At 65.0% G+C, this 26,311-nt stretch carries 23 protein-coding genes and 1 pseudogene; 16 read left to right on the plus strand and 8 right to left on the minus strand.

The genetic code is table 11. The features are described from left to right. The first annotated feature begins 62 nt into the window (after nucleotides 1-62). The 4 genes from ACQR0W_RS05700 (at nucleotide 63) to ACQR0W_RS05715 (ending at nucleotide 3,754) form a co-directional block, all read left to right on the plus strand. Nucleotides 63-1,256: an MFS transporter gene (locus ACQR0W_RS05700; protein WP_434840589.1), complete on the plus strand. Its 1,194-nt coding sequence runs from the start codon at nucleotides 63-65 to the stop codon at nucleotides 1,254-1,256. A gap of 161 nt (nucleotides 1,257-1,417) precedes the next feature. Further along, nucleotides 1,418-2,395 carry a hypothetical protein gene (locus ACQR0W_RS05705; protein ID WP_434840590.1) on the plus strand — a complete coding sequence of 326 codons (978 nt, stop codon included), beginning with the start codon at nucleotides 1,418-1,420 and terminating at the stop codon, nucleotides 2,393-2,395. Between the two features lie 162 nt (nucleotides 2,396-2,557). Next, the gene (locus ACQR0W_RS05710; protein ID WP_315718042.1) at nucleotides 2,558-2,791 is read left to right on the plus strand and encodes a hypothetical protein; all 234 of its coding nucleotides are present in this window, start codon (nucleotides 2,558-2,560) and stop codon (nucleotides 2,789-2,791) included. A gap of 165 nt (nucleotides 2,792-2,956) precedes the next feature. Continuing rightward, nucleotides 2,957-3,754: a transporter substrate-binding domain-containing protein gene (locus tag ACQR0W_RS05715; protein ID WP_434840591.1), complete on the plus strand. Its 798-nt coding sequence runs from the start codon at nucleotides 2,957-2,959 to the stop codon at nucleotides 3,752-3,754. 79 nt (nucleotides 3,755-3,833) lie between these two features. Here the strand turns inward: ACQR0W_RS05715 and ACQR0W_RS05720 are convergent, their stop codons facing one another. The 3 genes from ACQR0W_RS05720 to ACQR0W_RS05730 form a co-directional block, all read right to left on the minus strand. Then, the gene (locus ACQR0W_RS05720; protein WP_315718045.1) at nucleotides 3,834-4,628 is read right to left on the minus strand and encodes a substrate-binding domain-containing protein; all 795 of its coding nucleotides are present in this window, start codon (nucleotides 4,626-4,628) and stop codon (nucleotides 3,834-3,836) included. 157 nt (nucleotides 4,629-4,785) lie between these two features. Next, a complete protein-coding gene (locus ACQR0W_RS05725) occupies nucleotides 4,786-6,273 on the minus strand; it encodes a flavin-containing monooxygenase (protein ID WP_434840592.1) in 1,488 nt (495 codons plus the stop codon). Nucleotides 6,274-6,563: 290 nt separating this feature from the next. After that, nucleotides 6,564-7,013 (minus strand): cupin domain-containing protein, encoded by a 450-nt coding sequence (locus tag ACQR0W_RS05730; RefSeq protein WP_315718048.1) that lies wholly within the window; start codon nucleotides 7,011-7,013, stop codon nucleotides 6,564-6,566. Between the two features lie 131 nt (nucleotides 7,014-7,144). Here ACQR0W_RS05730 and ACQR0W_RS05735 point away from each other — a divergent pair, with 131 nt between their 5' ends. Beyond that, nucleotides 7,145-8,188, plus strand: a complete 1,044-nt coding sequence (locus ACQR0W_RS05735; protein ID WP_316166651.1) for an AraC family transcriptional regulator — start codon at nucleotides 7,145-7,147, stop codon at nucleotides 8,186-8,188. Here the strand turns inward: ACQR0W_RS05735 and ACQR0W_RS05740 are convergent. Further along, on the minus strand, nucleotides 8,178-9,398 hold the full coding sequence (locus ACQR0W_RS05740; protein WP_434840593.1) for a polyhydroxyalkanoate depolymerase: 1,221 nt from the start codon (nucleotides 9,396-9,398) through the stop codon (nucleotides 8,178-8,180). The two genes, ACQR0W_RS05735 and ACQR0W_RS05740, sit on opposite strands and share 11 nt — an antisense overlap. A 190-nt stretch (nucleotides 9,399-9,588) precedes the next feature. On the opposite strand from ACQR0W_RS05740, the gene ACQR0W_RS05745 reads away from it, so the two are divergent. From ACQR0W_RS05745 to ACQR0W_RS05755, 3 genes and pseudogenes are all read left to right on the plus strand, one after another. After that, nucleotides 9,589-10,242 (plus strand): glutathione S-transferase family protein, encoded by a 654-nt coding sequence (locus ACQR0W_RS05745; protein ID WP_316166653.1) that lies wholly within the window; start codon nucleotides 9,589-9,591, stop codon nucleotides 10,240-10,242. A 341-nt stretch (nucleotides 10,243-10,583) separates the two neighbouring features. Next, nucleotides 10,584-11,018: pseudogene (locus tag ACQR0W_RS05750) on the plus strand (cupin domain-containing protein). Between the two features lie 308 nt (nucleotides 11,019-11,326). Beyond that, a complete protein-coding gene (locus ACQR0W_RS05755; protein WP_434840594.1) occupies nucleotides 11,327-11,803 on the plus strand; it encodes an HXXEE domain-containing protein in 477 nt (158 codons plus the stop codon). Between the two features lie 23 nt (nucleotides 11,804-11,826). Here the strand turns inward: ACQR0W_RS05755 and ACQR0W_RS05760 are convergent, their stop codons facing one another. Further along, nucleotides 11,827-12,099, minus strand: a complete 273-nt coding sequence (locus tag ACQR0W_RS05760; RefSeq protein ID WP_315718054.1) for a hypothetical protein — start codon at nucleotides 12,097-12,099, stop codon at nucleotides 11,827-11,829. A gap of 134 nt (nucleotides 12,100-12,233) precedes the next feature. Between ACQR0W_RS05760 and ACQR0W_RS05765 the strand changes: the two genes are divergently transcribed. The 5 genes from ACQR0W_RS05765 (at nucleotide 12,234) to ACQR0W_RS05785 (ending at nucleotide 17,032) form a co-directional block, all read left to right on the plus strand. Next, on the plus strand, nucleotides 12,234-12,611 hold the full coding sequence (locus ACQR0W_RS05765; RefSeq protein ID WP_434840595.1) for a hypothetical protein: 378 nt from the start codon (nucleotides 12,234-12,236) through the stop codon (nucleotides 12,609-12,611). Between the two features lie 78 nt (nucleotides 12,612-12,689). Next, a complete protein-coding gene (locus tag ACQR0W_RS05770) occupies nucleotides 12,690-13,529 on the plus strand; it encodes a GyrI-like domain-containing protein (RefSeq protein WP_434840596.1) in 840 nt (279 codons plus the stop codon). 172 nt (nucleotides 13,530-13,701) lie between these two features. Then, the gene (locus tag ACQR0W_RS05775; RefSeq protein ID WP_316167551.1) at nucleotides 13,702-14,628 is read left to right on the plus strand and encodes an SMP-30/gluconolactonase/LRE family protein; all 927 of its coding nucleotides are present in this window, start codon (nucleotides 13,702-13,704) and stop codon (nucleotides 14,626-14,628) included. 112 nt (nucleotides 14,629-14,740) lie between these two features. Continuing rightward, entirely contained in the window at nucleotides 14,741-15,334 is a 594-nt protein-coding gene (locus tag ACQR0W_RS05780) for a GNAT family N-acetyltransferase (protein WP_316186792.1), read from the plus strand. Nucleotides 15,335-15,397: 63 nt separating this feature from the next. Beyond that, nucleotides 15,398-17,032, plus strand: coding sequence for a GMC family oxidoreductase (locus ACQR0W_RS05785; RefSeq protein ID WP_316186793.1), 1,635 nt, complete (start codon nucleotides 15,398-15,400; stop codon nucleotides 17,030-17,032). 126 nt (nucleotides 17,033-17,158) lie between these two features. Here the strand turns inward: ACQR0W_RS05785 and ACQR0W_RS05790 are convergent, their stop codons facing one another. Beyond that, on the minus strand, nucleotides 17,159-18,304 hold the full coding sequence (locus tag ACQR0W_RS05790) for an ABC transporter substrate-binding protein (protein WP_316235279.1): 1,146 nt from the start codon (nucleotides 18,302-18,304) through the stop codon (nucleotides 17,159-17,161). Between the two features lie 177 nt (nucleotides 18,305-18,481). Here ACQR0W_RS05790 and ACQR0W_RS05795 point away from each other — a divergent pair, with 177 nt between their 5' ends. Together ACQR0W_RS05795 and ACQR0W_RS05800 are read left to right on the plus strand one after the other, a co-directional pair. Then, nucleotides 18,482-19,273 (plus strand): helix-turn-helix transcriptional regulator, encoded by a 792-nt coding sequence (locus tag ACQR0W_RS05795; RefSeq protein WP_316235280.1) that lies wholly within the window; start codon nucleotides 18,482-18,484, stop codon nucleotides 19,271-19,273. A gap of 90 nt (nucleotides 19,274-19,363) precedes the next feature. After that, nucleotides 19,364-20,542, plus strand: a complete 1,179-nt coding sequence (locus ACQR0W_RS05800) for a cytochrome P450 (protein ID WP_316235281.1) — start codon at nucleotides 19,364-19,366, stop codon at nucleotides 20,540-20,542. Nucleotides 20,543-20,587: 45 nt separating this feature from the next. Here the strand turns inward: ACQR0W_RS05800 and ACQR0W_RS05805 are convergent, their stop codons facing one another. Next, complete coding sequence (locus ACQR0W_RS05805; RefSeq protein WP_316235282.1) at nucleotides 20,588-22,267, minus strand: methyl-accepting chemotaxis protein; 1,680 nt, start codon at nucleotides 22,265-22,267, stop codon at nucleotides 20,588-20,590. Between the two features lie 325 nt (nucleotides 22,268-22,592). Between ACQR0W_RS05805 and ACQR0W_RS05810 the strand changes: the two genes are divergently transcribed. Beyond that, the gene (locus ACQR0W_RS05810) at nucleotides 22,593-23,708 is read left to right on the plus strand and encodes a helix-turn-helix transcriptional regulator (protein ID WP_316235283.1); all 1,116 of its coding nucleotides are present in this window, start codon (nucleotides 22,593-22,595) and stop codon (nucleotides 23,706-23,708) included. 816 nt (nucleotides 23,709-24,524) lie between these two features. Here ACQR0W_RS05810 and ACQR0W_RS05815 read toward each other — a convergent pair. After that, nucleotides 24,525-26,117, minus strand: a complete 1,593-nt coding sequence (locus ACQR0W_RS05815) for an ATP-binding protein (RefSeq protein WP_315717857.1) — start codon at nucleotides 26,115-26,117, stop codon at nucleotides 24,525-24,527. Nucleotides 26,118-26,311 lie beyond the last annotated feature (194 nt).

A 26,311-nucleotide genomic window follows, 5' to 3' on the forward strand; every position in this document is an offset into this window, starting at 1 on the left:
TGGCGGCTTCTCGTTGGTCGCGTCGACTATAACCGATCCGTCAGGAATCGAGGACAGCTCCCATGAACAGCGCCCGCCGCGTCATCGGCTTCGTCAACGCGGCCCATTTCATCGACCATTATGCGATGCTGATCTTCGCAGCCGCGGTCATCATCATGGGCCCGGCGCTCGGCATGGCCTATGCGGACCTCTTGCCCTATGCGACGCCGGGCTTCATCGCCTTCGGCGCCGGGTCGCTCCTGACCGGCTGGCTCGGCGACCGCTGGAGCCGGCGGCACATGATGCTGATCTTCTATCTCGGCATCGGCTTGTCGATGATCTCGGTCGGCTTGGTGCGGACGCCGTGGCAGCTCGGCGCGGCGCTGCTTTCGATCGGACTGTTCGCCTCGATCTATCATCCGGTGGGAACCGCGATGCTGGTGTCCTATGCCGACCGGCTCGGCCGCGACATGGGGCTGAACGGCGTGTTCGGAAATCTCGGCGTCGCCTCGTCGGCGCTGGTCACCGGCGTGGTCGGGCAATATCTCGGCTGGCGCTTCGCCTTCATCGTACCCGGGGTGATCACGGTGGTGATCGGCGTGGTGTTCGCGCTGTCGGTCGTGCATGAGGATCGCCGCGGATCGAAGCAGGCCGCGGCGCAGGCCCGCGTCGCGCGCGACCAGATGTGGCGCGTGGTGCTGGCGCTGCTGCTGGTGGTGATCGCGATCTCGACGACGTTCAACGCGATCACCGTGGCGCTGCCAAAACTGTTCGCGGAACGGCTGGCGGGGCTGACGCAGAGCCCGGCACTGCTCGGCGTGATCGCGGCCGGTGTCTACGTGTTCGGCGCGATGACGCAGTACACGATCGGCCGGCTGCTCGATCGCCACGCGCTGAAGACGATCGCGCTGCCGCTGTCGCTGGTGCTGGCGCCGCTGCTGTATCTCGCCGCCGACGCGCGCGACTGGGCGCTGATCGTGGCCTCGATCGGCATCGTCATGGGTGCGTTCGGGCAGGTCACCGTGAATGACGCCATGGTCGGCAAGTACACGGCCGAGGAATGGCGCTCGCGGGCCTATGCGGTGCGCTATTTCATCGGCTTCACCGCGGCCGGCGCGTCGGTCGGCCTCGTCGCCTGGCTGTATGAGCGCGGCGGCTTCGTCACCATGCTGCAGGCCTTCGCCGCGCTCTGCCTGGTTGCGGTCATCGCCGCGCTGATCCTGCCGCCGGAGCTTCCGGCGGCGCAGCCGGCGCTGCGGCAGGCGCCGGCGGCGTGAGAATGCGATCCACCCAAATTTTCCCAATTGCCAGGCATCCGCCGCCGGCGCAGCCTGGGCCGATATGCGCGTGCGCATACTGATGAGACCCGATTGGCCACCATGCGGGCGGCTGCGCTGGCGACAAGTCATTGAAGCACGACACCATTGAGGATCGACCGATGATCAATCGCTTCAGGAGAATGCTGGTGCTCGGGATGGCCGCGGCGGCCGGCCTTGCAGCAACGCAGGCGCTGGCGCAGAGCGATGCGCAGCGCAACGCGATCAAGTCGGCGTGCCGGTCCGACTACATGGCGAAATGCGCGAGCGTGCCGCCCGGCGGCACGGCGGCGTTCCAATGCCTGCAGAAGAACATCGCGAGCCTGTCCTCATCTTGTCAGACGGCGGTCAAGGCGCTCGAGCCTGCCGCGGAGGCCAAGCCTGCGGCAGAGGCCAAGCCTGCGGCAGAGGCCAAGCCTGCGGCAGAGGTCAAGCCCGCGGCAGAGACCAGGCCCGCGGCGGAAGCCAAGCCGCCGGCGGAAACCAAGCCTGCCGCGGAAGCCAAGCCGGCTTCGGTGCCGTCCGGCCCGGCCAAGCCGGCCGTCGCCGAGGCGAGCAAGTCTCCCGAGCCTCCGAAGGCAGCGGCGCAGCCGGCCGCGGCCGTTGCGGCCGTGCCTACGCAGTCCCCGGCGGCCAAGCCGGCTGCAGCGGCGTCAGCGCCCGCAGCCCAACCGAGCGAGGCGCAGGTGGCCGCGATCCGGAGTGCCTGCGGCTCCGATTACCGCAAGGTCTGCGGCAGCGTGCCGCCGGGCGGCGCCGCGGCGCTGCAATGCCTGGAGCAGAACCAGGCCAAGCTGTCCGCTCCCTGCGCCCAGGCGATGGCGTCTTCGCGCGGCGGCGCCGCGCCGGCAACTGCGGCTGTCGCCGCGCCCGCTGTGACAACCACCGCTGCACCGGCGGCGCCGGCGCTGGTGCTGCGACCGCTGCGGCCGCTCGAGGAGTTGCGCATCGTGAGGGCCGCCTGCGGCGCCGACGCGCGGGCGTTGTGCAGCGGCATCGAGCCGGGCGGCGGTCGAATCGCGCAGTGCCTCGCGGCCAATGCCGGCGCGCTGACGCCTGGCTGCAAGGGCATGCTCGCGGAGTTCGCGGCCAATCGCTGATACCGGCGAACGCCGCCGTTCACGGTTACCACCGTTGTGCGCACGGGGAGTAGACGAGAGCAAATCCACCCAAATTGTCACAATTGTCGGGCGGGGGAGTCCCAGGCAAGGTCGCGACGGGGTGGATATTTGACCAATCAGATCATGATCAGGAGTTTGAAGATGAGCGCCATTGTCTCACGTGCCATTATTTCCACGCTGTGCGGATTGTTCATCCTGGCGGCGATGCCGTTCGTGTCGATGTCGGATGCCAACGCCGTGGTCTGCGCACGCGGCGTCGTGCGGGCCGGCTGCGCCGGTGCGGCGGGCGCCGTGGTGGTTCGCAAGCCGCCGGTGGCGGCTGCGGCGTGCCGCACGGTCATCGTCAATGGCGTCGCGGTTCGGCGCTGCGTTTAAGCGACGCTTAATCGGTTTTCGGTATCGAGTTATTTGAAACCGTAATTGCGACGCGCAAGTTTTGCGCGTCGCATGCTGCTTTGCTTAAGCGAGGTAAGCTGTATTTAACGGTGCTCCCGGCAAGGTGCGGCTCGTATCCAACTTGCAATCCAACGGGAGAGGGCCATGGCGTTTTGGCGCTGGCTGCGTGACGCAGCCCTGGCAGCTGCGGTAGTCACGTTTGCCGGCAACGCCGCCGGCGCAGCCGGCTTGAAGGAAGAAATCGCGCCGACCGGCAAGCTTCGCATCGCCATTGCCGTTGGCCCCGCCGGCGGTGCGTTCTGGTGCGTCAAGTCGGACAGCGGCTATTCAGGCGTTCCGGTCGAACTCGGCAAGGCCATGGCCGCGCAGGTCGGTGTGCCCGTCGAGTTCGTCGAGCATCCGAATTCCAATGCGATCACCGATGAAGCTGCTCGGGGCGTCTGGGATGTGGCCTTCATGCCGAAGGACGCGGAGCGCGAAACCAAGGTCTCTTTCGGTCCGGTCTACGATTCGGTCGAGACCACCTTCATCATCCGCGCCGGTCTCGACGTCGCCAACATCGCCGCGCTGGACCAGGCCGGCACCGAGGTTGCGGCCATCAACGACACGACCGTGCTGCGCGGTGCCAAGGCTTTCCTGAAGAAGGCGACCGTCACCGGCTTCAAATCCTACGAGGAAGTCTATGCGCTGCTCAGCGCGGGCGAGATCGACGCGCTCGCGCTGGCGCGCGATCAATTGAATCTCATCGCCAAGCAGATTTCCGGCACCAAGGTGCTCGCCGAGACCTTCAAGAAGACGGACACCGCGGTCGCGGTGCCGCTGAAGCATCCGCAGTCGCTGGCCTTCGTCACCAAGTTCATGACGGATTCCAAGGCGAACGGTCTGCTCAAGAAGGCCTACGGCGCCAACAATCTGAGCGAGTCGACTTTGCTCACCCAGTAAGCGCACCCGACGCTGCTTGGCCGACTCTCCCACGCCACCCGGCGGGGAGAGCCATCGTCTCAGCCGGCACGCTTCGTCGTCAGTTCGGCGCCCGCCTCACGATCGGATCGAGGCCACTTTCCGCGATGACGTGACGCGCATCCGGTGACTGCAGGAACTTGATGAGCGCCTCGCCGGCCTCCGGCTCCTTGGCGGCCGTAGCGATGCCGGCGGAGAACACGGTGATCTTCTGCAGTCCGGCCGGCAGCGGCCCGACGATGTCGATGCCCTTCACCGGCTTGAGCTCGCTGATCTGCTGAAAGCCGATCTCCGCTTCACCCTGGGCGACGATCTCGCCGACGGGAGTGGCCGGAATCATCCGCGCCTTGCCTTTCATCTCGTCCTTGATGCCAAGCTTGTCGAACATCTCGGTGGAGACGTAGACGCCGCTCGCGCTGTCCGAATAGGCGATGGTCTTGGCGGCGATCAGCATGCGTCTCACGGCTTCCGCGTTCGAAATATCGGGATGCGGCGTCCCCGACTTGACCGCGACGCCGATCGGCGAGTTCGCGAGGTCCGCGCGGCTATCCGGCGTCACCTTGCCCTTGGTGGTGAGATCGCTGAGTGCGTAGCCCACCATGATGAGGACATCGGCAGGTTCGCCGCGCTCGAGGCGAACGGGAATCGCATTCGTGGTTGTTCCCATCGACGGGCCGTAGGCAATCGTGACCTTGTGACCCGAGCGCCGCTCGAATTCCGGCACCAGGGATTTGAACGCAGCGGTCATGCCGCCGGAGATCATGACGTGGACTTCTGCGGCTTGGGCCGCGGTGGTCAGGAGGAACGCGGCCGAAGCGGCGAGACCGATGGTGCGGAGATGGGTCGAGAGGATCATGGCAGACTCCGAGGCGAACGGCTGGAGGCCGGGGCGCCTTGGATAGCCCGACTGTGTCGGGAAGGCCAGCGCTCCACAGGGCCGGCCATCCCTCTGCAATGCGTCTCGCTTGCGGCGTCACTGTGTCTGCAGCGCGGCGAGACTGTTCGCCGCCACCTCAGCCGGCCTGATAGGCCGGCGCAGATGCGAGAAAGTCGTTATACGCGTCCGCATCGGGCGGCGTGAACATCTCGGCCAATAGATTGCGCCGTCGGCGCTGAGCGCCGATGTCGGCAAGCAGTTCGTCGAAATGCTTGAAGTGATAGGGCGCGACGCAAAGTCCGCCATACACGCCCGCGGCAGGGCGCTCGATCCGCTTGAAATGCAGCATCATCTCGATGTTGTCGCGCATCTCGCGCTCGCTCGGCTGATGCGCCAGCTGCTTGTCGGCATACCGCACCAGCCAGTTGGCGGCCATGTCCGCACAGAGCACGGTGCAGAAGCTCGAATTGAAGCCGACGAATCCCATGTCGGGAAGATCGGGATTGGCGATCAGCCGATAGAGCCGGTACTGCCCGTCCGGATCGACCAGTCTGGCGCGGTCGGCATCCGACAGAAACGGGACCCCGAGCTTGTAGCCGATGGCGAGGATCGCGACGTCGGCCGGAATTCGTTCACCGCCGCTGGTCACGATGGTGTTCGGCTCGTAATGGCCGAAGGTGCCGTAGACGGCCTTGATCCGGCCGTCTGCGACCATCGGGAAGAAGTCGGGCGTCGCGATCGGGACGGAGCAGTTCACGCCGTCCTCGATCCTGCCCTTCGGCACCATGTTGCATTTGGCGAGCTTCAACTGCGTCTTGAGCAGGCTCTCCAGGCCGCGCCAATTGGCCCAGACGAGCGGCTTGGCCAGCAGATGGGCAAGGCGCGAGAGCGGGCCGATGCCCCAGCTTGGGAACATCTGCTCCTGGGCGCGGATATAGAGGATGCGCTTGAAGTTGATCAGACCGCCGATGAAGTAGGGAATGCGCCACACCGCTTCACGAAGCACGATCGTGACCGAGCGCGCGCCGGAGCGCACGGCGTTGACCGCGATGTCGGTTGCCGATTTCGAGCCGCCGAGGACCACCACGTCGCGCCCCTTCGTGAGCGCGGCATCGTTGTATTTCGAGGAATGCAGGATCAAGCCGCCGGCGGCCACGAATTGATCTTCGCCGCCAAGCGACAACGTCTGCGGCTCGTTGAACTGACCGGTGCAGACGGCGACGAAATCGAAATCCTCCCGGCTCGTCCGGTCTCCGGTTTTGAGGTCGAGGCTCCATCCAGGCTTGCCGTCACTGCGGCGCTGCATCGCAAGCACGGTCGTGTTCAACCGCATCAGGCGGATGAGGTCGTGGGATTTCGCGTAGTCGGCAAGATAGGCATAGACCTGTGGTCCCTTCGGCCATTCGGGGTAGTGATCCGGCATCGCCTTGTCGGTGTAGCGATAGAGCTCCTTGGGGCTCTGCGTCTGCACGTCGGGATAGGACCGCGCGGGCTCCCAGACGCCGCCGAGATCGGCGCTCCGCTCGAGGATGGCGACGTCGTGCCCGCGGGCGGTGAATGCTTTGGCTGCAGCCAGGCCGGAGACACCGGCGCCGATCACACAGACATTCTTTCGGCTGATCATGGGACCTCCTTGTTGTCGAGCGCGCAGCCGCGTTCGGGCGGCATTCGTCCGCCGCGCTGCAGAAGCCCGCGAGAGTTTGACGGTGACGAAGGTCGCCCGGCGCGACCGAGACGTGCGATGCCGACGGATGCGGCAGCATCGAAATCAGGGCGAGAAGGATCTCGCCGATCGCATCTCGTTGGAGCGCAGCCGCTGCTCATGCTGCAGGCGCACGGAGCCGATAGCGATGATCGCGCGCCGTTCGTACCGCAACAAAGGGCGGGAGCGCCCGCTGGGGCCCGCGCTGCCGCCTAGTCGTTGGCCTCCGGCGGCAGGAAGTCGACCTCGTGTTCCGCCGAGATCCGCACCACTTCGGCTGGATCGGCGAGATTGTCGAGCATGTTGAACAGCGCTTCCAGCTTCTGCATCGGGGAGACCCAGAACAGCGCGCGCGCCGGCTTGTCGGATTTGTTGAAGTAGCCATGCGGAATGCCGCGCGGCATGCGCACGAGGTCGCCGGCATTCGCCTTGACCCAGACGCCGTCGAGCTTGAGGTCGAGGACGCCTTCCTGCACCAGGATGAACTCGTCCTGGGTGGGATGAACGTGAACCGGCACGAACTGCCCGGGCTCGCTGTTGGTCTCGAAGGCGAACGTGGAGTCGGTGACGGCTTTCGGATAATAGAGCTGACCCAGGATATTCCAGGTCTTGCCGGCATAGCCGGTACCTGCGCGCGTGATGCCTTTTTCGAGTGTGATCATGGCGGATCTCCTTGCTGCACGCGTGGAAGGATCAAGCCGGGGCGACGCCGAGTCTATCCAGAAAACGAATCCCTCGACGTCAGTTGCTAATTATTATAGGTTTCAAACGATCTCGACGGGCGACGTAGGCCATGACTGCAGATGCAGCCGCTGATCGTAGTTGGAAGTCTCCGGCTGTGCCGCGGCTTACAGCCTATGGCCGTGTTGCAACGCACGATGTCGATGAGGCGGCTGAACAAATAGGCCGCATCTTCTGTCCGCATGGGCTGCAACCGGAGGCGGATACTGCGCGCGATTTCCTCGCTCTGCATAATTGCGCGGCATTCGATGGCTTTTCCATCAACTACGTCGCCTATGGCGGTGCGGTAACCATCGATCCGGGCTGTCTCGACCGCTTCTTTCTGCTGCAGCTCCCGCTGGCGGGGACCGCGCGGGTCTTTGCCGGGGCCGGCGAGGTCGCGACGGCGCCAGACCATGCGGCATCACTGCTGTCGCCGACATTGCCCACGCGGATGGTCTGGGACGCTTGCGCTCAGTTGATCCTGTTGCTCGACCGCCGTCTCGTGGAACAGCGCGCAGCAGCGCTGTCCGGGCGCGCGGTGCAACCGATCGAATTCGATCCCGCAATCGCGTTGTCGGGATGTCCTGGCTCGCGGCTCCGGGCTCACATGCTCGAGCTCGCGGACCTCGCCGAGCGTCTCGGCGGTGGGCGCGGCCTGCCACCGGTTGCGGCAGCCAATTGGCGCGAGACGCTGCTGGACATTCTGTTCGAGCAGCCCGGCAATGGCCTGGCGGAGGCGATCAGGCTGCATTCCGGCCGGGTCGAGACATTGCCGCAGGCCGTCCGCCGGGCGCGTGATCTTCTGGCAGCGCACGCAGCCGAACCGCTCGATCTGGCGCAACTTGCGGCGTCGTCAGGCGTGGGGATCCGGGCGCTGCAGGGCGGCTTTCGCCGCCATTTCGGGATGTCGATCTCCGACATGCTGCTCGACATCCGGCTGGCGCGGCTCAATGCGCAATTGATGGCGGCTCCACCGGAGGCGCGGATCATCGACATCGCTTTCGACCTTGGCTTCACCCATCTCGGGCGGATGGCGGGGGCCTATCGCAACAAGTTCGGGGAGGCGCCGTCGGCCACGCTGCAACGCGTGCAGCGCGGTCGCTTCACGAATTGACGTGCACGAAATCCCGCAGCAGCGGATAGATCTCGTTATTCCACTTCTTGCCGCTGAACACGCCGTAATGGCCGACGCCGGCCTGCATGTGATGGACGCGGCGATAGGCGCGTACGTTGGTGCAGATGTCCTGCGCCGAGAGCGTCTGGCCGATCGAGCAGATGTCGTCACGCTCGCCCTCGACCGTCATCAGGCCGATGCGCCGGACTGCCTTCGGGTCGACGGGACGGCCGCGATGCATCAGTCTGCCTTGCGGCAGCAGATGCTCTTGGAAAACGTCGCGCACCGTCTCGATGTAGAACTCCGCCGGCAGATCCATCACCGCGAAGTACTCGTCGTAGAAGGTCTTGATCGTTTCGGCCTTCTCGACCTCGCCTTTGGCGAGATGGTTGGCGAGATCCATGTGCTGCTTGACGTGGCGCTCGAGATTCATCGAGACGAAGGCCGTGAGCTGCACGAAGCCAGGATAGACCTTTCGGAAGGCGCCCCTGCATTGAAAGGGCACGTAGTGGATCAGGTTGTCCTCGAACCAGTCGATCGGCTTGCTCTTGGCGAACTCGTTGACCTTGGTCGGCTGGATCCGCGTGTCGATCGGTCCGGCCATCAAGGTCAAGGTGGCGGGGCGCGACGGATGGTCGTCCTCGCACATCACGGCGGTGGCCGCGAGTGCCGACACCGACGGTTGGCAGATCGCGACCATGTGCGGCCGCGGACCGAGCTGGCTGAGAAAACTGATGAGATGATCGGTGTAATCTTCCAGACCGAAGCGGCCATGATCGCGCGGGATGTCTCGCGGATTGTGCCAGTCTGTGATATAGACGTCGTGATCCTGCAGTAGCGTCTTCACGGTGCCGCGCAGCAGGGTGGCGAAATGGCCGGACATTGGCGCGACAAGCAGCACCTTGGGCTGCTCCGGCGCAGCGTCCTTCTTGAAGTGCAGGAGCGAGCCGAACGGCGTCTTGAACGCGACCTCTTCGGTGACGGCGAGTTCGCGGTTGCCGACCATCACGCTATCGATGCCATACGCCGGGCGGGCGTAGGTCAAGGCTGAGCGGGAGATCAGCTCGAGCGCGGCGGACAGACGCCGCATGGCGCGGCTGGATAGCCCTGATGGGATCAGGTTGAGATAGCGCATGGCGGCTGCTGCGCTCTGGCGCCACGGCTCGGTCAGGTCCATGTGGTTCTGATAGGCTTGGTACAGCAGCGCCATCGCGTCCGATCCATTACATGCATTGCTGTATGCAATATCGGAGCCAGAACGGCCGAGTCTTGCCTGAAGAACTGGCATGTCGCTTGCTCGATGATATCTCCGACGTATCCGGCTCCGCGCATGATGCCGGTCGCACGAGCGGCACGATGGGCGAACGACAAACGACAATGCGGCAAGAGGGTAGGGCGACATGGCCAAAGCGACGTTGACCATCAGCAGCAAGAATTACTCGTCGTGGTCGCTGCGCGGCTGGCTGCTCGCCAGGTTTGCCGGACTGGATTTTGACGAGGTGATCGTCGGTCCGGACGACGCATCGGCTCGCGCCGAGATCCTGCTGCTGTCGTCCTCGATCCTGGTGCCGTGCCTGCGCCACGATGGTGCGACGATCTGGGATACGCTGGCGATCGGCGAGTATCTCAACGAGACCTTTCCGGAGGCGGGCCTGCTGCCAGCCGACCGCATCCAGCGCGCGCATTGCCGCTCGATTTCGGGCGAGATCCATTCTGGCTTCACGACCCTGCGGGCGTCGCTGCCGGTCAATCTCAAGGGCCACTTTCCGGGCTTCAAGGTCTGGACGCGGGCGCAGGCCGACATCGATCGCATCTGGGCGATCTGGCGCGACTGCCTGGGCATATCCGGCGGCCCATTTCTGTTCGGCCAGCGTGGCATGGCGGATGCGATGTATGCGCCGGTGGTGACGCGCTTCGTGACTTATGACGTGAAGCTCGAGCCGCGGCTCAGGGCCTATGCCGACCTGATCATGGCTATGCCGGAGATGCAGCAATGGATCGAGGCCGCCAAGGCCGAGCCCGAGGAGATCGAGGAGCTGGAGGTCGAGTACTAGGTGTTCTGCCGTCAGCGGCGCGTGCTCGCGGCCCTTTACTGCCGCGGCTCTAGCGAGAACGGCTCACGCCGCGGGCAGCGGCTGCTCAATTTGAAGCCGGATTTGCGTCTTCTCGGCGCGTGGTGCGAGCTGTCAGCACGTCACCATTGCCCTATGGCGTCGGCCAAAACCCCGGTTGTTGGCAATCAGTTCGGCTCGCGATGCCGCCCTGGCCTGCCGATCTCTGCGTTGCAGACAGGGCGTGGCGTGGTTTTCGCATGGCACAATCCGCTTTCGGACGTGGTGGCCGATCGATGGGCCGCAACGGTCGCCGATGTCGCGATCAAGCGGTGGAGGCCGTCATGAACCAGCATGCAGTGGTGACCAAGTTCTCGCACGTGAAGCCCGAGGATATCGACTGCAAGGGCGGCGGGTTGCGCGACTTCTTCCTGTACCGCGATCTCGGCATCGCCGACGCCACCGGCGGCCAGGTGATCTGCCACCTCGTCAAGGTCAATCCGGATCGTCCGCCGGTGGATGGGTACAGGTTGGCATCGCCATGATTGCGATTTCCAGATCGTCATCATGATGAAGGGCTGGGCCCGCTTCATGTACGAGGACAAGCCGACCCTGGTGAAGGCCGGCGACGTCGTGCACCAGCGTCCCGGCATCGTGCACTACCTCTACGATTATTCCCCTGACATGGAATATATGGAGATCGTCAGGCCGCCGACTTCAAGACGGTCGAGATGCCGCCGGCGACCGACAACGTGCCGCCGGTCACGCCCTGGACCTGAGCGCCAGATCTGCTTCTCCGTTAGTCTTTGGCATCCGGTTGCGGCAAGCGGCCGGAGGCTTCCCCTCACGATGTGGTGGGTCGTCTCCGATGTGTCCGACATCTAGCGTGAACAGATCGCGCACCAGATGCGGCATCCGATTCGGACGCGATTCGTTCCAGCAGCGTTCCAAGGATTAAGACTGCAAGGAAGCGCCGTCGCATTTTGAAACACGGCACGCGCGCTGCCTGTTTCGCGCCTGGGTGCTCTACATTGTCCCTTGCGACCGGTCTGGCGCCGGTCCATCACCCGCGAGGGGAGCATCGATCATGACATTGACCACATTGGCTTGGCTCGCGCTCGCGGCCTACGGCGCGCATATTCTCGAGGAATACACGTTCGATTGGCGCAATTGGGCGCGGACGGTGATGAAGCTGCCGGTCGAGTGGAGCGACTTCTACGTGACGAACGCGCTGGTGGTCGTGCTCGGCGCGGTGCAGGCAGAGCTTGCCGAGACATGGCCGCCGGCCGCGCTCACCTACGCGGCGCTGATGATCATCAACGCCATCTTCTTCCACATCCTGCCGTTCCTGCGCAGCGGAGGCAGATTCTCGCCGGGGCTGGCGACGGCGCTGATTCTGTTCTTTCCGATTGCAATTGCGATGTGGCGGCGAGCGTGGGGTGACGGTGCGCTCGACGTTGGAACGGCTGCCCTCGCGATCGTCGCCGGCTCGCTGCTGATGGCCTATCCGGTCGTGATGCTCAATCTGCGTTCAAAACCATATTTTCGGCAAGACCGGCCCTGAGCAGAACTCAGGGCCCGGCATGATCAATAAGACGAAGCGCGATCGGCAACGAAGCTCGGCTGCGGACGGCGTCCATTGCGCTCGTCAAATCGCGCGCGCGGGAACCGCCAGCCGATGACGGTGGCTTCGAGCGCGCCGCCGGATTCCTTGTTGTGCCATTTGCCATCAATGTAGAAGCAGGGGAACGGCAGTTGATAGGTGCCGCTGTGATCCTCGCACAGCACCTCGACCGTCTGTCCGGGCGGCGGCTCACCGCTGCCGTCGAATTGCGCCAGCCGTTTTTCGCGCGTAGCCATTCTGTCCATCTCCCTAAAAACGGGTCCCAGCCGGAACTTCAATGCGCGATTGAGGTCTCAGTATGGTATCAATCAGGAAACTCCGTCAGTTCCACGCAAAATCATGTGTTGGGCAAGCCAATGAGAAAATTGTGATGCGAAAATTCGTTGCCGCGCGAATCATCTTTGCCGCGAGCGCGCTCGCGATATGTGTGAGTTCTGCCGGACATGCGCAGGATATTCCGGGCATCGAAATCTGCACTGCAGAAAAGGCGATGGATCGACGGACATCATGTCTGCAGAGCAATATCGATTTCCTGCAGAAGACGATGACCAAGCAATCGCTCGATCAGCAGCAGAAGCTCGATGCGGCGAATCGGCAGATCCAGGCGCTGAAGGCTGCGCTGATCTCGCAGCAGGGCCTGATCGACGAACTCAAGGCGTCGCAGGCGAAACTTGCGGACGAGCTGAGGAAGAAGGCCGATGCGCCGGCCGCCAAGGACGCTGCTCCGGCGAAGCCGGCCGGCAAATAGCACGGCCCGCAGCGCAACAACGATCAAGCGCATGTGGATCTCCGCGCGCAGGATCGGGCGCTTCGACAGGAGAGAGGCGTGTCCAACAACCCGGCCCAGAAGGCGCTCTGGTTCATCGAGAGCCATCTGTCGGCGCCATTGACGCTGGATGAGGTCGCGGCCATCGCCGGCGTGTCGCGCTTCCACATCGTGCGCGCGTTCGCGGCGGCGACCGGCGTCTCGGTGATGCGCTATGTCAGGCTGCGCCGTCTCAGCGAGGCGGCACGGGCTCTGGCCTCTGGCGCACCCGACATTCTCAGTCTCGCGCTCGAGGCCGACTACGGCTCCCACGAAGCGTTCACGCGCGCGTTCCGCGACCAGTTCGGCGTCACGCCGGAAGCGGTGCGCGCCCGTGCGCGTCTCGATGGCCTCGCACTGCAGGAGCCGATCCTGATGGACCAGACCCCGCTCGATGATCTCGCCGCCCCACGCTTCGTCACCGCGCAGCCGCTGCTCGTCGCCGGCCTCGGCGATCGCGTCAGCGTCGACAATGGCGCCGGCATTCCCGCCTTGTGGCGCCGCTTCAACGAGATCGTGCACGAGGTTCCGGCGCGCCGCGGCGTGGTGGCTTATGGCGTGTGCTGCAACGGCGACGATGCCGGCAATTTCGACTATATCGCGGGCGTCGAGGTGGCCGATTTTTCCGACCTGCCTCGGACCTTCAGCCGCGTGCGGGTTCCGGCGGCGACATTCGCCGTGTTCACGCATTCCGGCCACGTCTCGTCGATCCGCCGCACTGTACACACGATCTGGAATCGCTGGTTGCCGCAGTCGGGCTATGAGGTCGCCGATGCGCCGAACTTCGAGCGCTATGATCGGCGTTTCGACCCGCTCACCGGCAATGGCGGCCTGGAAATCTGGCTGCCGGTGATCCGTTAAACATTGCGCGCGGTACCAACTTGCGTCGACACGCTGCAAGCGCCTCCCGAAGCAGGCCTGCTCTGCGGTCCTGCGCCCTGCCGCTTGCTTGGCAAGCCGTGCCGGCTTTGCGATAACCTCACGCCTAACAACCATGCGCCGCAGCGCGGCGACGAAAGCGGGAGGTCGTCCGATGTCCGACATGCGCGTGCTCGCCACAGATCTGGAATTTCCGGAAGGGCCCGTGGTGATGCCCGACGGCTCGGTGGTGCTGGTCGAGATCCGCGGCAAGCGCCTGACGCGGGTGTTTCCCGACGGCCGCAAGGAGATCGTGGCGCAGATTCCGGGCGGGCCGAACGGCGCAGCCCTCGGGCCCGACGGCAAGATCTACATCTGCAACAATGGCGGCTTTTCCTGGATTCCGACCGGCAAGATGATCATGCCGGGCCCACAGCCCGAGGACTATCTCGGCGGCTCGATCCAGCGCGTCGATCTGCAGAGCGGCAAGATCGAGACCGTCGTCAGCCGCTGCGGCGAGCACGCGCTGCGCGGGCCGAACGATCTGGTGTTCGACCGTCACGGCGGCCTGTGGTTCTCGGACCTCGGCAAGCGCCGCGCCCGCGACATGGACGTCGGCGCGTTCTATTACCTCAAGCCCGGCATGAGCGAGATCGTCGAGGCCGTCCACGGCATTCTGCCGGCCAACGGCATCGGGCTATCGCCGGATGAGAAGACGGTCTACATCGCGGAGACGCCGACCGCGCGTCTCTGGGCCTACGATCTCGCCGAGCCCGGCACCGTGAAGCCGCGCGAGGTGATCTATCGCGGCGAGCGCGGCCGCCCGATCGCGGGGCTCGGAGGCTACCAGATGTTCGATTCGCTCGCGGTCGAGGCGAACGGCAATGTCTGCGTCGCCACGCTGGTGACCGGCTGCATCAGCGTGATCGCGCCCGACGGCACGCTGGTCGAGCAGGTGCCGACCGGTGACCGCGTCACGACGAACATCGCCTTCGGTGGTCCCGAGCTGAAGACGGCCTACATCACGCTGTCGGGCAGGGGTGAGCTGGTGGCGATGGACTGGCCACGACCGGGCCTGGCGCTGAATTTTCTGAACAAGTGACGCTCTACGTGATAGTTCCGTCATCGCGAGCGTCAGCGAAGCCATCGGGAGCGGCACATGCGACTCTGGATTGCTTCGTCGCTTGCTCTCCTCGCAATGACGGACACTGCTGATGCCCTTTCTTGAACCAGTCACCCTTCGCGGCCCGCATGCGAGCCTTGTGCCGCTGTCGGCGGACCATCACGACGCGCTGGTCGAGGCCGTCAGTGACGGCGAATTGTGGAAGCTGTGGTACACCGCAGTTCCGAAACCCGAGACCATGGCCAAGGAGATCGAGCGGAGGCTCGGCCTGTTCGCCACAGGAAGCATGCTTCCGTTCACGGTGCTCGATGCCGACGGCCGTGTCGCCGGCATGACCACCTACATGAACGTCGATGCCGCCAACCGCCGCGTCGAGATCGGCTCGACCTGGTATGCGAAGCGGGTGCAGCGCAGCGCGCTCAACACGCAGTGCAAGCGGCTGCTGCTGGCGCACGCCTTCGAGGCGATGGACTGTATCGCCGTCGAGTTCCGCACCCATTTCTTCAACCACCAGAGCCGGCGCGCCATCGAGCGGCTCGGCGCCAAGCAGGACGGCATTTTGCGCAGCCACCAGATCGCGCCGAACGGCACGCTGCGGGATACCGTCGTCTACAGCATCACCGCGGCCGAATGGCCGACCGTGAAGGCGCATCTCGACTACCAATTGAATGACAAGCCGCGCTGACCGCGCTATGGCCGCTTGCCGCCTCGCGCGGCTGATGATGACGAGACCGGGACGAACGACCAGATGGATACCTTCGACTATGTGATCGTGGGCGCCGGCTCCGCCGGCTGCGTGCTGGCGAGCCGCCTCAGCGAGGACCCTGGGGTCACGGTGTGCGTGCTGGAGGCGGGGCCGCGCGACTGGCATCCCTACATCCATCTGCCCGCCGGCTTCATCAAGACCTTCTACATGAAGAGCATCAACTGGGGCTATCAGCAGGAGCCGGGGCCGTACACGGCGGGGCGCAGCATCTACGCGCCGCGCGGCAAGACGCTCGGCGGCTCCTCCTCGATCAACGGCCATGTCTACAATCGCGGCCAGCGCCAGGATTTCGACACCTGGGCGCAGATGGGCAATCGCGGCTGGAGCTATTCCGACGTGCTGCCGAATTTCAAGCGCATGGAGAAGCGCATCGGCGCCGGCGAGGACCAGTATCGCGGCCGCGACGGCAACCTCATCGTGACCACCATGGAGTGGAAGGACACGCTGTGCGAGGCTTTCATGGATGGCGCTGTCTCGCTCGGTATCCCGCGCAACCCGGACTACAACGGCGCCATCCAGGAAGGCGTCTCCTACGTCCAGCGCACCATCCAGAACGGCCGCCGCGTGTCGTCAGCGACCGCTTTCCTGCGTCCGGCCAGCAAGCGGCCGAACGTCGAAGTTCGCACCCACGCCCATGCCACCGGCATTGTGCTGGAAGGCAAACGCGCGGTCGGCGTGCGTTACAGCCGCGGCGGGCGCGGCGGGGCGCCGGTCGAGGTGCGCGCGCGAAAAGAGGTGATCCTGTCCGGTGGTGCCTACAACTCGCCGCAGCTCTTGCAGCTCTCCGGCATCGGCGCGCCCGCGCTGCTGCAGGAGCATGGCATCGAGGTGCGCCATGCGCTCAACAGCGTCGGCGAGGGCCTGCAGGACCATTACGCGCCGCGCACGGTGGCGCGTGTCAAGAACATCAAGACCGTCAACGAGCTCGCGCGCGGCCTCAATCTATGGGGCGAGGCGCTGAAATGGGCGGTGACGCGGCGCGGCATCCTGTCGCTGTCGCCGACCATGGTCTACTGCTTCTGGCATTCCGGCGAGACCGCCGAGCGCTCCGACCTGCAGCTCACCTTCACGCCGGCGAGCTACAAGGAGGGCGTGCAGGGCCAGCTCGAGGACGAGCCCGGCATGACGGTCGCTTCCTGGCAGCAACGCCCGGAGAGCCGCGGCTACGTCCGCATCCGCTCGGCCGACCCGTTCGCGCCGCCGCTGATCCAGACCAACTATCTCACCGCCGAGCTCGACCGCCGCGTCGTCGTCGCCGGCATGAAGCTGGCGCGTCGGCTGCTGGCCTCGGCCCCGCTCGCGCCGTACTACGCCTATGAGGATTTCCCGGGACCGAAGGTGAACAGCGACGACGAGTTCCTGGCCGCGGCGACGCAGCGCGCCACCACCACCTTCCATCCCGGCTGCTCCTGCCGGATGGGCCCAGCGGACTCGACCTGGGCAACGGTCGACGACCAGCTCCGCGTCCATGGTCTCGAGGGCCTGCGCGTGGCCGACGCCTCGATCATGCCGCGCATGATCTCCGCCAACCTCAACGCCGCGACCTTGATGATCGGCGACAAGGCGGCGGACCTGATTTTGGGCAAGGCGCCGGTGGCGGAGAGTTTGTCGGCGTAGTTGGGGCCGTCGCCGCTTATCGTTCGAGCCCGCGTCGTGCCGCACGACCAGTGCGCCCCCCTCCCCCTTGCGGGGAGGGGAGTGCACCGCCTGCGCGGCAGACTATGCTTCCGATCACGAGCTTGACTACTTCACCAGCCTGAACCGCCCGCCCTCGACCTTGATCAGGAATGCCGAGCGTTCGTCGTAGCCGTTGTGGTCGGTCGGGCTCATGTTGGAGAGGCCGTTGTTGAGATAGACGTCCTTGCCGCGCTCCAGTTCGTCGCGCAGTGCGGCGCGAAACTCTGCGGTGCCCGGCTTGGCCGCCTTCAATGCGCCCGGGATGGCGCGCTTGAGCAGCGTGGCGGTGTCCCACAGATGTGCGGCGAAGATGTTCGGCTTGTCACCATTGGCGGCCAGATAGGCTGAAACGAATTCGTCATTGGCGCGGCGGAACGGATCCTCCGCGGGGAGGTCGTCGGCGATCGAGAACGCTTCGCCGGCGAACACCGCGCCCTCGACATTCTCCTTGCCGAGCTTGATGAACTCCTGCGTCGCGACGCCATGGGTCTGGAAGATCCTCCCCGCATACCCGCGCTCGCGCAGCGCCTGTTGGGGCAGCACCGCCGGCGTGCCGGCGGAGGCGATGAACACCGCATCCGGATTGGTGGCAATCACCTTGAGCGCCTGGCCGGTGACGCTGGTGTCGCCGCGCGCATAGACCTCGTGCGTGGTCACCGTGAGCCCGAGCTTCGGCGCCAGCTTCGTCACCTCCTGATAATAGCCCTCGCCATAGCCGTCGGACACGCCGATGAAGCCGAGCGTCTTCACCCCGGTCTTGGCGATGTATTTCAGCATTGCCGCGGCCATGATGTCGTCATTGGGCACGACCTTGAACGCCCATTTGCGCTTGTCGTCCATCGGCTGCACGATCGCGGTCGATGCCGCCAGCGACAGCAGCGGCGTCCTGCTTTCGAGCGCGACGTCGAGCAGCGGCATGGTGACCGGCGTCAGCGACGAGCCGATGATGACGTCGACACCGTCCTGGATCACCAGCCGGCGCGCGTTCTGCAATCCCTTCACGCTGTCGGATTCGTCGTCGAGCGCGATATAGACGATCTTCTCGCCGGCGATCTCCTTCGGCAGCGCAGCCACCGCCTTGATCTGCGGCTGCCCGAGCGCCGAGCCGGGCCCGGTTGCGGACACCACGATACCGACCTTGATGTCGGCGCGCGCGGGCGAGCCGAAAGCCATCGTTGCAGCAATTCCGATCGCCGTGAGCGCGGCCCTCATCGCATATCCTCCCCGTTGAGCGTGCTCGGCGCGTTGACTGGCCGAGACTTTGGCCGATGAGCGTAGCCGGACCGGCGGCCTCGTGTCTGTCCCCGTGGTTGGTGACGCGGGGCGGCGCTTCCAGCCAGGGCGGGTTGCTGCTAGGTTTCGGCGAACAAAGAGATCCGGGAGGAACGCATGGAGGCTCAGGAGCCTGGCATCGAGGCGGCCGGTGCCGTCGGCGCGATGGTGCTCGCGATCGGACAGCCCGCATTTCCGCAAGTCCTGATCGAGACGTTGCGCATCCTTGCCGATGTCGGCCACTGCATGGTGTTCGCCTTCGAGGACCAGCGCTCGGCGCGCTGCCTGCTCAGCACGGGGAACATCGCGATCGGGCCTGATCTCGGCGCGGCCTATTCGGAGCATTTCCACACTGCCGATCCGAACCGGGACACGATCTTCCGCAGGCGCGCGGACGCGCGCCACATCCTGCTGCCGAATTTCGCGCGCCGCATGTACCCGAAGGGCTACCGCAAGCTGTTCTTCGAGGACTCCGAGATCGTCGACAAGGCCGCCACCGCGATCTGGGTCGGCGAGCACTGCACCTACGTGAACTTCTATCGTACCGCTGAGCAAGGCGGTTTTGCGCCCCACGAGCGCCAGCGCATCGCCGCGGTCGCCCCGATCGTGGGGGCCATCGTCGCGCGTCATTGCCAGGATCGCGCCGCAGCGATGGATCCGGCCGACAGATTTGCTTCGTTGTTCGCCGCCGGCGGGCCGCTGTCGGTCCTGACCGCGCGGGAGAAGGACGTCTGCCGTCGCATCCTCGAAGGCTTGACCTCCGAGGCGATCGCCGGAGATCTCGGCATCGCTCTGAACTCCGTCTTCACCTATCGCAAGCGCGCCTATGAGAAGCTCGGCATCGCCTCGCAGAACGAGCTGTTTGCGATCGCCCTCCGCCTGATGGCGACACCGCGGCCGCTGAACTGAGCGAGGAGGGCGCGCCTGCTGTCACCCATCGCCGGGACAGACGTTGCCGGAGCGCGCAGCTAGCCTGCGCCGTCAGACCGGAGACCGAGAGTGAGCACAGCACCGCGCTTCGATATCGATACCGCCACCTTCTGGGCCGATCCCTATCCGGCGCTGGCGCGCATGCGCCAGGAGGCGCCGATCGCCTTCGTGCCGCAGCTCGGCAGCACGCTGTTGTGCCGGCGCGATGACATCTTCGTCTCCGAGAAGCAGATCGACGTCTTCAGCTCGCACCAGCCGCAGGGCCTGATGAACCGGCTGATGGGCCACAACATGATGCGCAAGGATGGCGCGGCGCACATGGCCGAGCGCCAGGCGATCGCACCGGCGGTGTCGCCGCGGGCGGTACGCGTGCATTGGCTGGCGCAGTTCCAGGCCCACGCCGACCGGCTGATCGATGCGCTCGATCCCACCGCCGACGTGGACCTCGTCCGCGACTTCGCATTGCCTTTCTCGGCCGAGTGCCTGAAGCTGATCACCGGCCTCACCAACATGCGCTTCCAGGACATGAATGCGTGGTCGCAGGCGATGATCGACGGCATCGCCAACTACACCGGGGATCCCGCGGTCGAGGCGCGTTGCAACGCCGCGACATCAGGCATCGACGCTGCCATCGACGACATGCTGCCGGTGCTGGAGAAGACCCCGAACCAGAGCCTGCTTGGCGTGATGCTCGCCACGCAAATGCCGATGGAGAGCATCCGCGCCAACATCAAGCTCGCCATCTCGGGCGGCCAGAACGAACCGCGCGATGCGATCGCCGGCACGGTGTGGGCGCTGCTGACGCATCCCGAGCAGCTCGCGCTGGCCATCCATGGCGAGGTGCGCTGGCTCCAGGTGTTCGAGGAATACGCCCGCTGGATCTCGCCGATCGGCATGTCGCCCCGGCGCATCGCCAAGCCCTGGACGATTCGCGACGTCGCCTTCGAACCGGAGGAGCGCGTGTTCCTGATGTTCGGCTCGGCCAATCGCGACGAGGCGCATTTCACCGACCCCGATCGCTTCGACGTCCGCCGCGACGTCTCCAAGAGCATCGCCTTTGGTGCTGGCCCGCATTTCTGTGCGGGCGCCTGGGCCTCGCGCGCGATGATCGCCGACGTCGCGCTGCCGACGCTGTTCGCGCGGCTCAAGAACCTGCGCCTGCGTGACACCGAGCCGGTGCGCATCGGCGGCTGGGCCTTTCGCGGCCTGCTCAATCTGCCGGTGACCTGGGACGCGACGCAGGATTGATCCTCGCCGCGGCCCTTGCGGGGGAGCGCCGTGCTCAGGCGGCCTCTACGCCCTGCCCGCTGCGATCGCCTGCGCCTCTGCGGCTGCGCGCTGCATGCTGGACGACATCTCGCCGGTGACCGTGCTCTGCTCCTCGACGGCGGCGGCGGTCGAGGTGACGTATTCGCTGACGTTCTGGATCTCGACCTTGATCGCGTTCAGCGCATTCACGACCTCGCTGGAGATCCCGTTCAGTCCGGCGATCTCCGCGCCGATCTTGTCGGTGGCGGCCTTGGCCTGCGTGGCGAGATTCTTGACCTCCGACGCGACCACGGCAAAGCCGCGGCCGGCATCGCCGGCGCGCGCCGATTCGATCGTGGCATTGAGTGCCAGCAGGTTGATCTGCCCGGTGATGTTGCCGATCAGCTCGACGATGCCGCTCATCGCCTGCGTCGCCTCGCTCAGGCGCTTGGCCTGCGAATCGGCGGAGGCGACCCGGTCAGCCGCCCCCATCGCGGTCTCGCGGGACTTCGTCATGGCCTCGGAAATCTCGCGCACCGAGGCGTTCAATTCCTCGGCACCCGCGGCGACGGACTCCATCATGCCGCGGACGCGCTCGTTGCCCATCCGCACCAGCACTTGCTTGGTGACGTCGGTGGCGTATTTCACGACCTTGAAGGGCTTGCCGTTGAGGTCGAGGATTGGATTGTAGGAGGCCTGAATCCAGACCTCGCGACCGCCCTTTCCGATCCGCTTGTATTCCGCGGCCTGATATTCGCCGCGGTTCAGGGCGGCCCAGAAGTCGCGGTAGGCCGCACCGTCGCGCTCTGACGGATCGACGAACATCGAATGATGGCGGCCCTTGATCTCGGACAGCGTATAGCCGAGCGCCTGCAGGAAATTGTCGTTGGCGTTGATGATCGTGCCGTCCAGTTCGAACTCGATCACGGCCTGCGATTTGCTGATGGCGGCGATCTGTCCGGCGAGATCGGCATTCCGAAGCTTCTGGGCGGTCACGTCGGTGGCGAACTTGACGACCTTGAAGGGCTTTCCGTTCTGATCGAACACCGGATTATAGGACGCCTGAATCCATACCTCCTTGCCGCCCTTTCCGATTCGCTTGTATTCTGCGGCCTGATATTCGCCGCGGTTCAGGGCGGCCCAGAACTCGCGATAGGCGGCACTGTTGCGCTCCTCCGGCGAAACGAACATGCTGTGATGTTTGCCCTGGATCTCCGGAAGGCTGTAGCCCAGCGCATTCAGAAAATTGTCGTTGGCGGTGACGATGGTGCCGTCCAGGTTGAATTCGATCACGGCCTGTGATCGGCCGATGGCCGCGACCTGAGCGCTGTAGTCGAGGTTCTGCAGCCGCACGCTGGCGTCGGACCACTCGACGACCGTTCCGGCGCGGCTTCCGTCCGGGTGCTTCAAGGGCTGCGCGATCAGATCGAACGTCCACTTGCCGATCTTGATGGTGGCCCGGTGCTCGGAGGCGAGGGCCTGCAGCATGCGGCGCTGGTGGGTCGGGTCCTTGTGGAAGACGTCGATGTTGGTGCCGATGAGGCCGTCGACGCGGAAGTTCGGCAACTGCGTCTTGAGATCGGCCTCCGCCTCACGCATCAGCGCCCGTACCGCCTCGTTCATGTAGACGATGTTGAGCTTGTCGTCAGCGACCATCACCTTCGCGGTGATCGCGTTTGCGGCCAGGGCGGCCAGGGATGCGGCGTTGTTCTTGCGGCCAAACATGATGGTCTCCTGTGCAAACGATCACGCCAGCGATGTGCACATCCTCGTGATCACGCGGTAGTTGCTGTGATCCGGAGACGGCGCTGACTGCGATCATTCCTGAACTCGATGATCCCCGTAAATTCCCGGGGGGCTTTATTCAATCTAACAGCTCGTCAGTAAGATTCGGTTAGGCAGCAATCTGCAGCGATGTTCTGATTGTGCAGGAATGGCCGTGAATCTGCGGGGCGTGTTCAGGTGTCGCAGGGCCGGGATTGCCTTAGATCAAGATCGACATGATCCTCGGCGCTAGGCTCCATTCGGATTGGATGGTATCGGCTTCGACATGCCAGAGAAGGACATTGCCGAAGTCATCGCGGTGCCGAGGGTGTTTCTCGACAGCCTCGGCATCGGCATCTCGATCATCGACAGTGCAACGGGACATATCCGGTTTGCGAACGCCGAATGCTGCCGGATCGTCGGATACACGCTGGAGCAGCTCAAGACCGGTGGGCTGACCTTTGTCGATCTGACGCATCCAGAGGACCGGGAGCGCAATCGGCTGCAGCACGACAAGCTGCTTGCAGGCGAGATCGCGACCTATCAGCTCGACAAGCGCTATCTCCAGCCGGACGGAAGCGTCGTGTGGGGACGCGTGACCGTCAATCCGGTCAGGGACGCCAGGGGCCGCCTGAAGTGGTTCTGCGCCGTGGTCGAGGACATCACGACAACCAGGATCCTGGAAGAACAGCTTGCAGCCGCGGAGAAGCTCGCTGGGCTGTCGACGTTCAACCTGATCGTCGATGCAGACGAGTCCAAGGGAGATTTTCCGCCGGCGTCGCCATCGTCGCTGCGCGACATGTTGTGCCACGTGCATCCCGAGGATCGGAACGGGCTCGAGCAGGTCATCCGTCGTGCGATCATGAAGCGAACCGGCTACACGCGCGACTACCGGGTGCTTGGCAAAGCCGGTGCGGTGCGCTGGGTCCGTGGCATGGCGACCTCCGTCTATAGCCCGTCCGACGGACGAACCCATCTCGTCGGCGCGACGATCGACGTCACCGCGGATCATCTCGATCGCGATAGCCAGGTGCCGGAGTCCATTCGCAGGATCCTGGAACACATTGAGACGAACTGGGATCAGAAGATATCGATCCAGCAACTCGCGGTTCGCTACGGCGTCAGCCCCCGCACGGTCTATCAGTACTTCGCGAAGAGTGGTGTGTCCTTGGCCGAGAAGATCAAGCTGACGCGAATCCAACATGCGCACCGCATGCTGTATGATGCGAAAGCGGGTGACACGGTGACGTCGATCGCCCTGCGATGTGGCTTCAGCAATCCGGGGCATTTCGCCAGGGAGTATCGAAAGATCTATGGTGAGACGCCGTCGGAAAGTCTGAGGCAGGCGTCATTGCCGCTGGCGGCGCGGGGTGAAGCCGCCGCTGCTCCGTCCGCCCGCTGATCGTCAGCCGACCTTCACGGCATCACGTCTGGATGGAGCACCGGCCAGATGTGCCCGACGGGCAATCTCCGCATGCTTCGTATGCGCGAAATGCCCGTCGGGTTAGTTTGCCGCAGCCGCGCCGGCTTGCGTCGTCGGGCAAATCAGACCGATGGTCTTGCCCATCCCGCCTCGAGCAGAGGGACGTACGCGTCGTCACGAACGTGGAGGTGGGCTGCGATGGACGTGACGGCTGTGCCAGACGAGCGCAGGCGGCACGGACGGCGAAGTCGTGTGGTCCTGGCCTCTCGACGCTGAGGTCAAGCTCGCGAGCGTTGCTTGGCGGCACGCGCGGGCGATGGGGGCAAGAGAGCCGATCCCCAGGGAGAGCACGAAGGACACCGTTAAAACCGTTGCGCGGGGAAGGCCGGGTCTGTCCGGCTGTACCTGTGGTACCTGCCGCCTGCATTCTTTTGAGCAGGCGGGCCACGGGCCTCAGCCGAGGTCCGGCCTTCCTCGCGCCCTCTCGATTTTCAGGAGGGACATGATTGCCGCATCACCTGCGCCTCATGGGCGGCCGGAAGGCGGCGTCGTGTCTTATGGGATGTCTCGGGCACAGTGTGATGGAAGGCGCCAACCGCAACCTCAGCCGTCGTCCCGGCCTTGCGCCGGGACCCATAACCCCAGGAATTTGTGTGAGGCACGCTGGTGGATCGATTTCGCTTCGCCACCATGGCCGGTGGCCATGGGTCCCGGCGCAAGGCCGGGACGACACCGGTCGTGACGCGCGAGCTCTGGCAAACGAGACATCGACCGGCGCCACCATCGCGGTTCGCCTTACGCTTCCAGCGCCGTCCTGATCATGCGCGCGAGATCGGCGCTGACATACGGCTTTGCCAGCAGCAGCACGTCGGCATCGAGCCGGCCATGATGCACGATCGCGTTCTCGGTGTAGCCAGATGTGTAGAGCACCTTCAGTCCGGGGCGGCGCTTCTCGGCCTCGATGGCGAGCTGCCGGCCGTTCATGCCGCCGGGAATGATGACGTCGGTGAACAGCAGGTCGATGCGTTCCTGGCTGTCGATGATTGTCAGCCCATCGGCGGCATTGCTGGCCGACAGCGTGCGATAGCCGAGACGGCGCACCTGAGCCACGACGTAGTCGCGCACCAGCGCATCGTCCTCGACGATCAGGATGGTCTCGTCGCCGCGCGCGACCGCCGGCCGGCCGGGCTCTGCGGCCGGCGTCTCCGGCAGTCCGGCGGCGCGCGGCAGATAGAGCTTGACCGTCGTGCCGTGGCCTTCCTCGCTGTAGATCTTGACGTGGCCGTTCGATTGCTTGACGAAGCCGTAGACCATGCTCAGCCCGAGGCCCGATCCCTTGCCGACGTCCTTGGTGGTGAAGAACGGCTCGAACACCTTGTCGAGCAGTGGAGCCGGAATGCCCTGGCCGGTGTCGCTGACCGCGATCATGACGTAGCTTCCGGGCTTGGCGTCGCGGTTCAGTTGCGCGTAGTGCTCGTCGAGCGTGACGTTCTTGGTCTCCAGGGTCAGCTTGCCGCCGTCCGGCATCGCGTCGCGCGCATTGAGCGCGAGGTTGAGGATCGCGGTCGACAATTGGCTCGGATCGATCAGCGCCGGCGCGCTGTCATGGGCCAGCATCGATTCGATCTCGATCTGCTCGCCGAGCGTCGGCCGCAGCAGACGGCCGGCCTCGACGATGAGCGCATTGATGTCGGTGGCGCGCGGCTGCAGCGGCTGGCGGCGCGAGAAGGCGAGCAGGTGCCGGGTCAGATCGGCGCCGCGCTCGGCGGCGGCGCTGATCATGCCGGCGATGCCGGCGAGCTGGGGCTTGTCCTTGACCGCATCGGCAAGGATCTCGATCGTCCCGGTGATGACGGTCAGGATGTTGTTGAAGTCGTGCGCGACGCCGCCGGTGAGCTGGCCGATCGCCTCCATCTTCTGCGCCTGACGGACCTGGGCCTCGTTGGCCTCGATTTCCTGGAATCGCCGCACCATCGCTTCCGCGGCGCGGCGCTGCCGGATCTCCTCCTCGAGCTGTGCATAGGCCTTCTGCAAGGTGATGCGCGTCGGCAGCACCAGAAGCTGCGGCAGCATCTTGATCATGATGACGATGATTCCGATCGAGGTGACGCCGAGAAAGACGTTGATGACGTCCGTGATGGTCGAGGTCGGTACCCAGAGATCGACGATCGCGAGCAGGCGGGTGACCCCGACGACGGCCACGAAGGTCGCAAGCGCCCCGACGATTCCGCGGAACATGACGTCGCGCCAGCGCCGCCGCAGGAACGTGCCGACGACGAAGGCGATGGTGAAGAAGGCGCTGGCGATCAGTCCGTTGGATACGACCTGCAACCATGCCCATACCGGCGCTCCCTGCAGACCCGCCGCTTGCACCGTCAACGTCGGCATATGCAAATCATCCTCAACAACGCAACGCGCCAAATCCGGGGGCTGCCCGGCCGGTCGTCGTCGCAACCCGAACGGATCATTCAGCTTTTCGTCTCCGGCGCAAGGGCAATGGCGGCTTCGACGCGGATCGCGGCAGGGCGCCCTCGCCGCGAATGCCGCTCCGCCGCGCGGCGTCAAAAGCCTGCCACACATCC

It is taken from the genome of Bradyrhizobium sp. HKCCYLRH1034 (genome assembly GCF_051168375.1).
Lineage (GTDB): Bacteria > Pseudomonadota > Alphaproteobacteria > Rhizobiales > Xanthobacteraceae > Bradyrhizobium.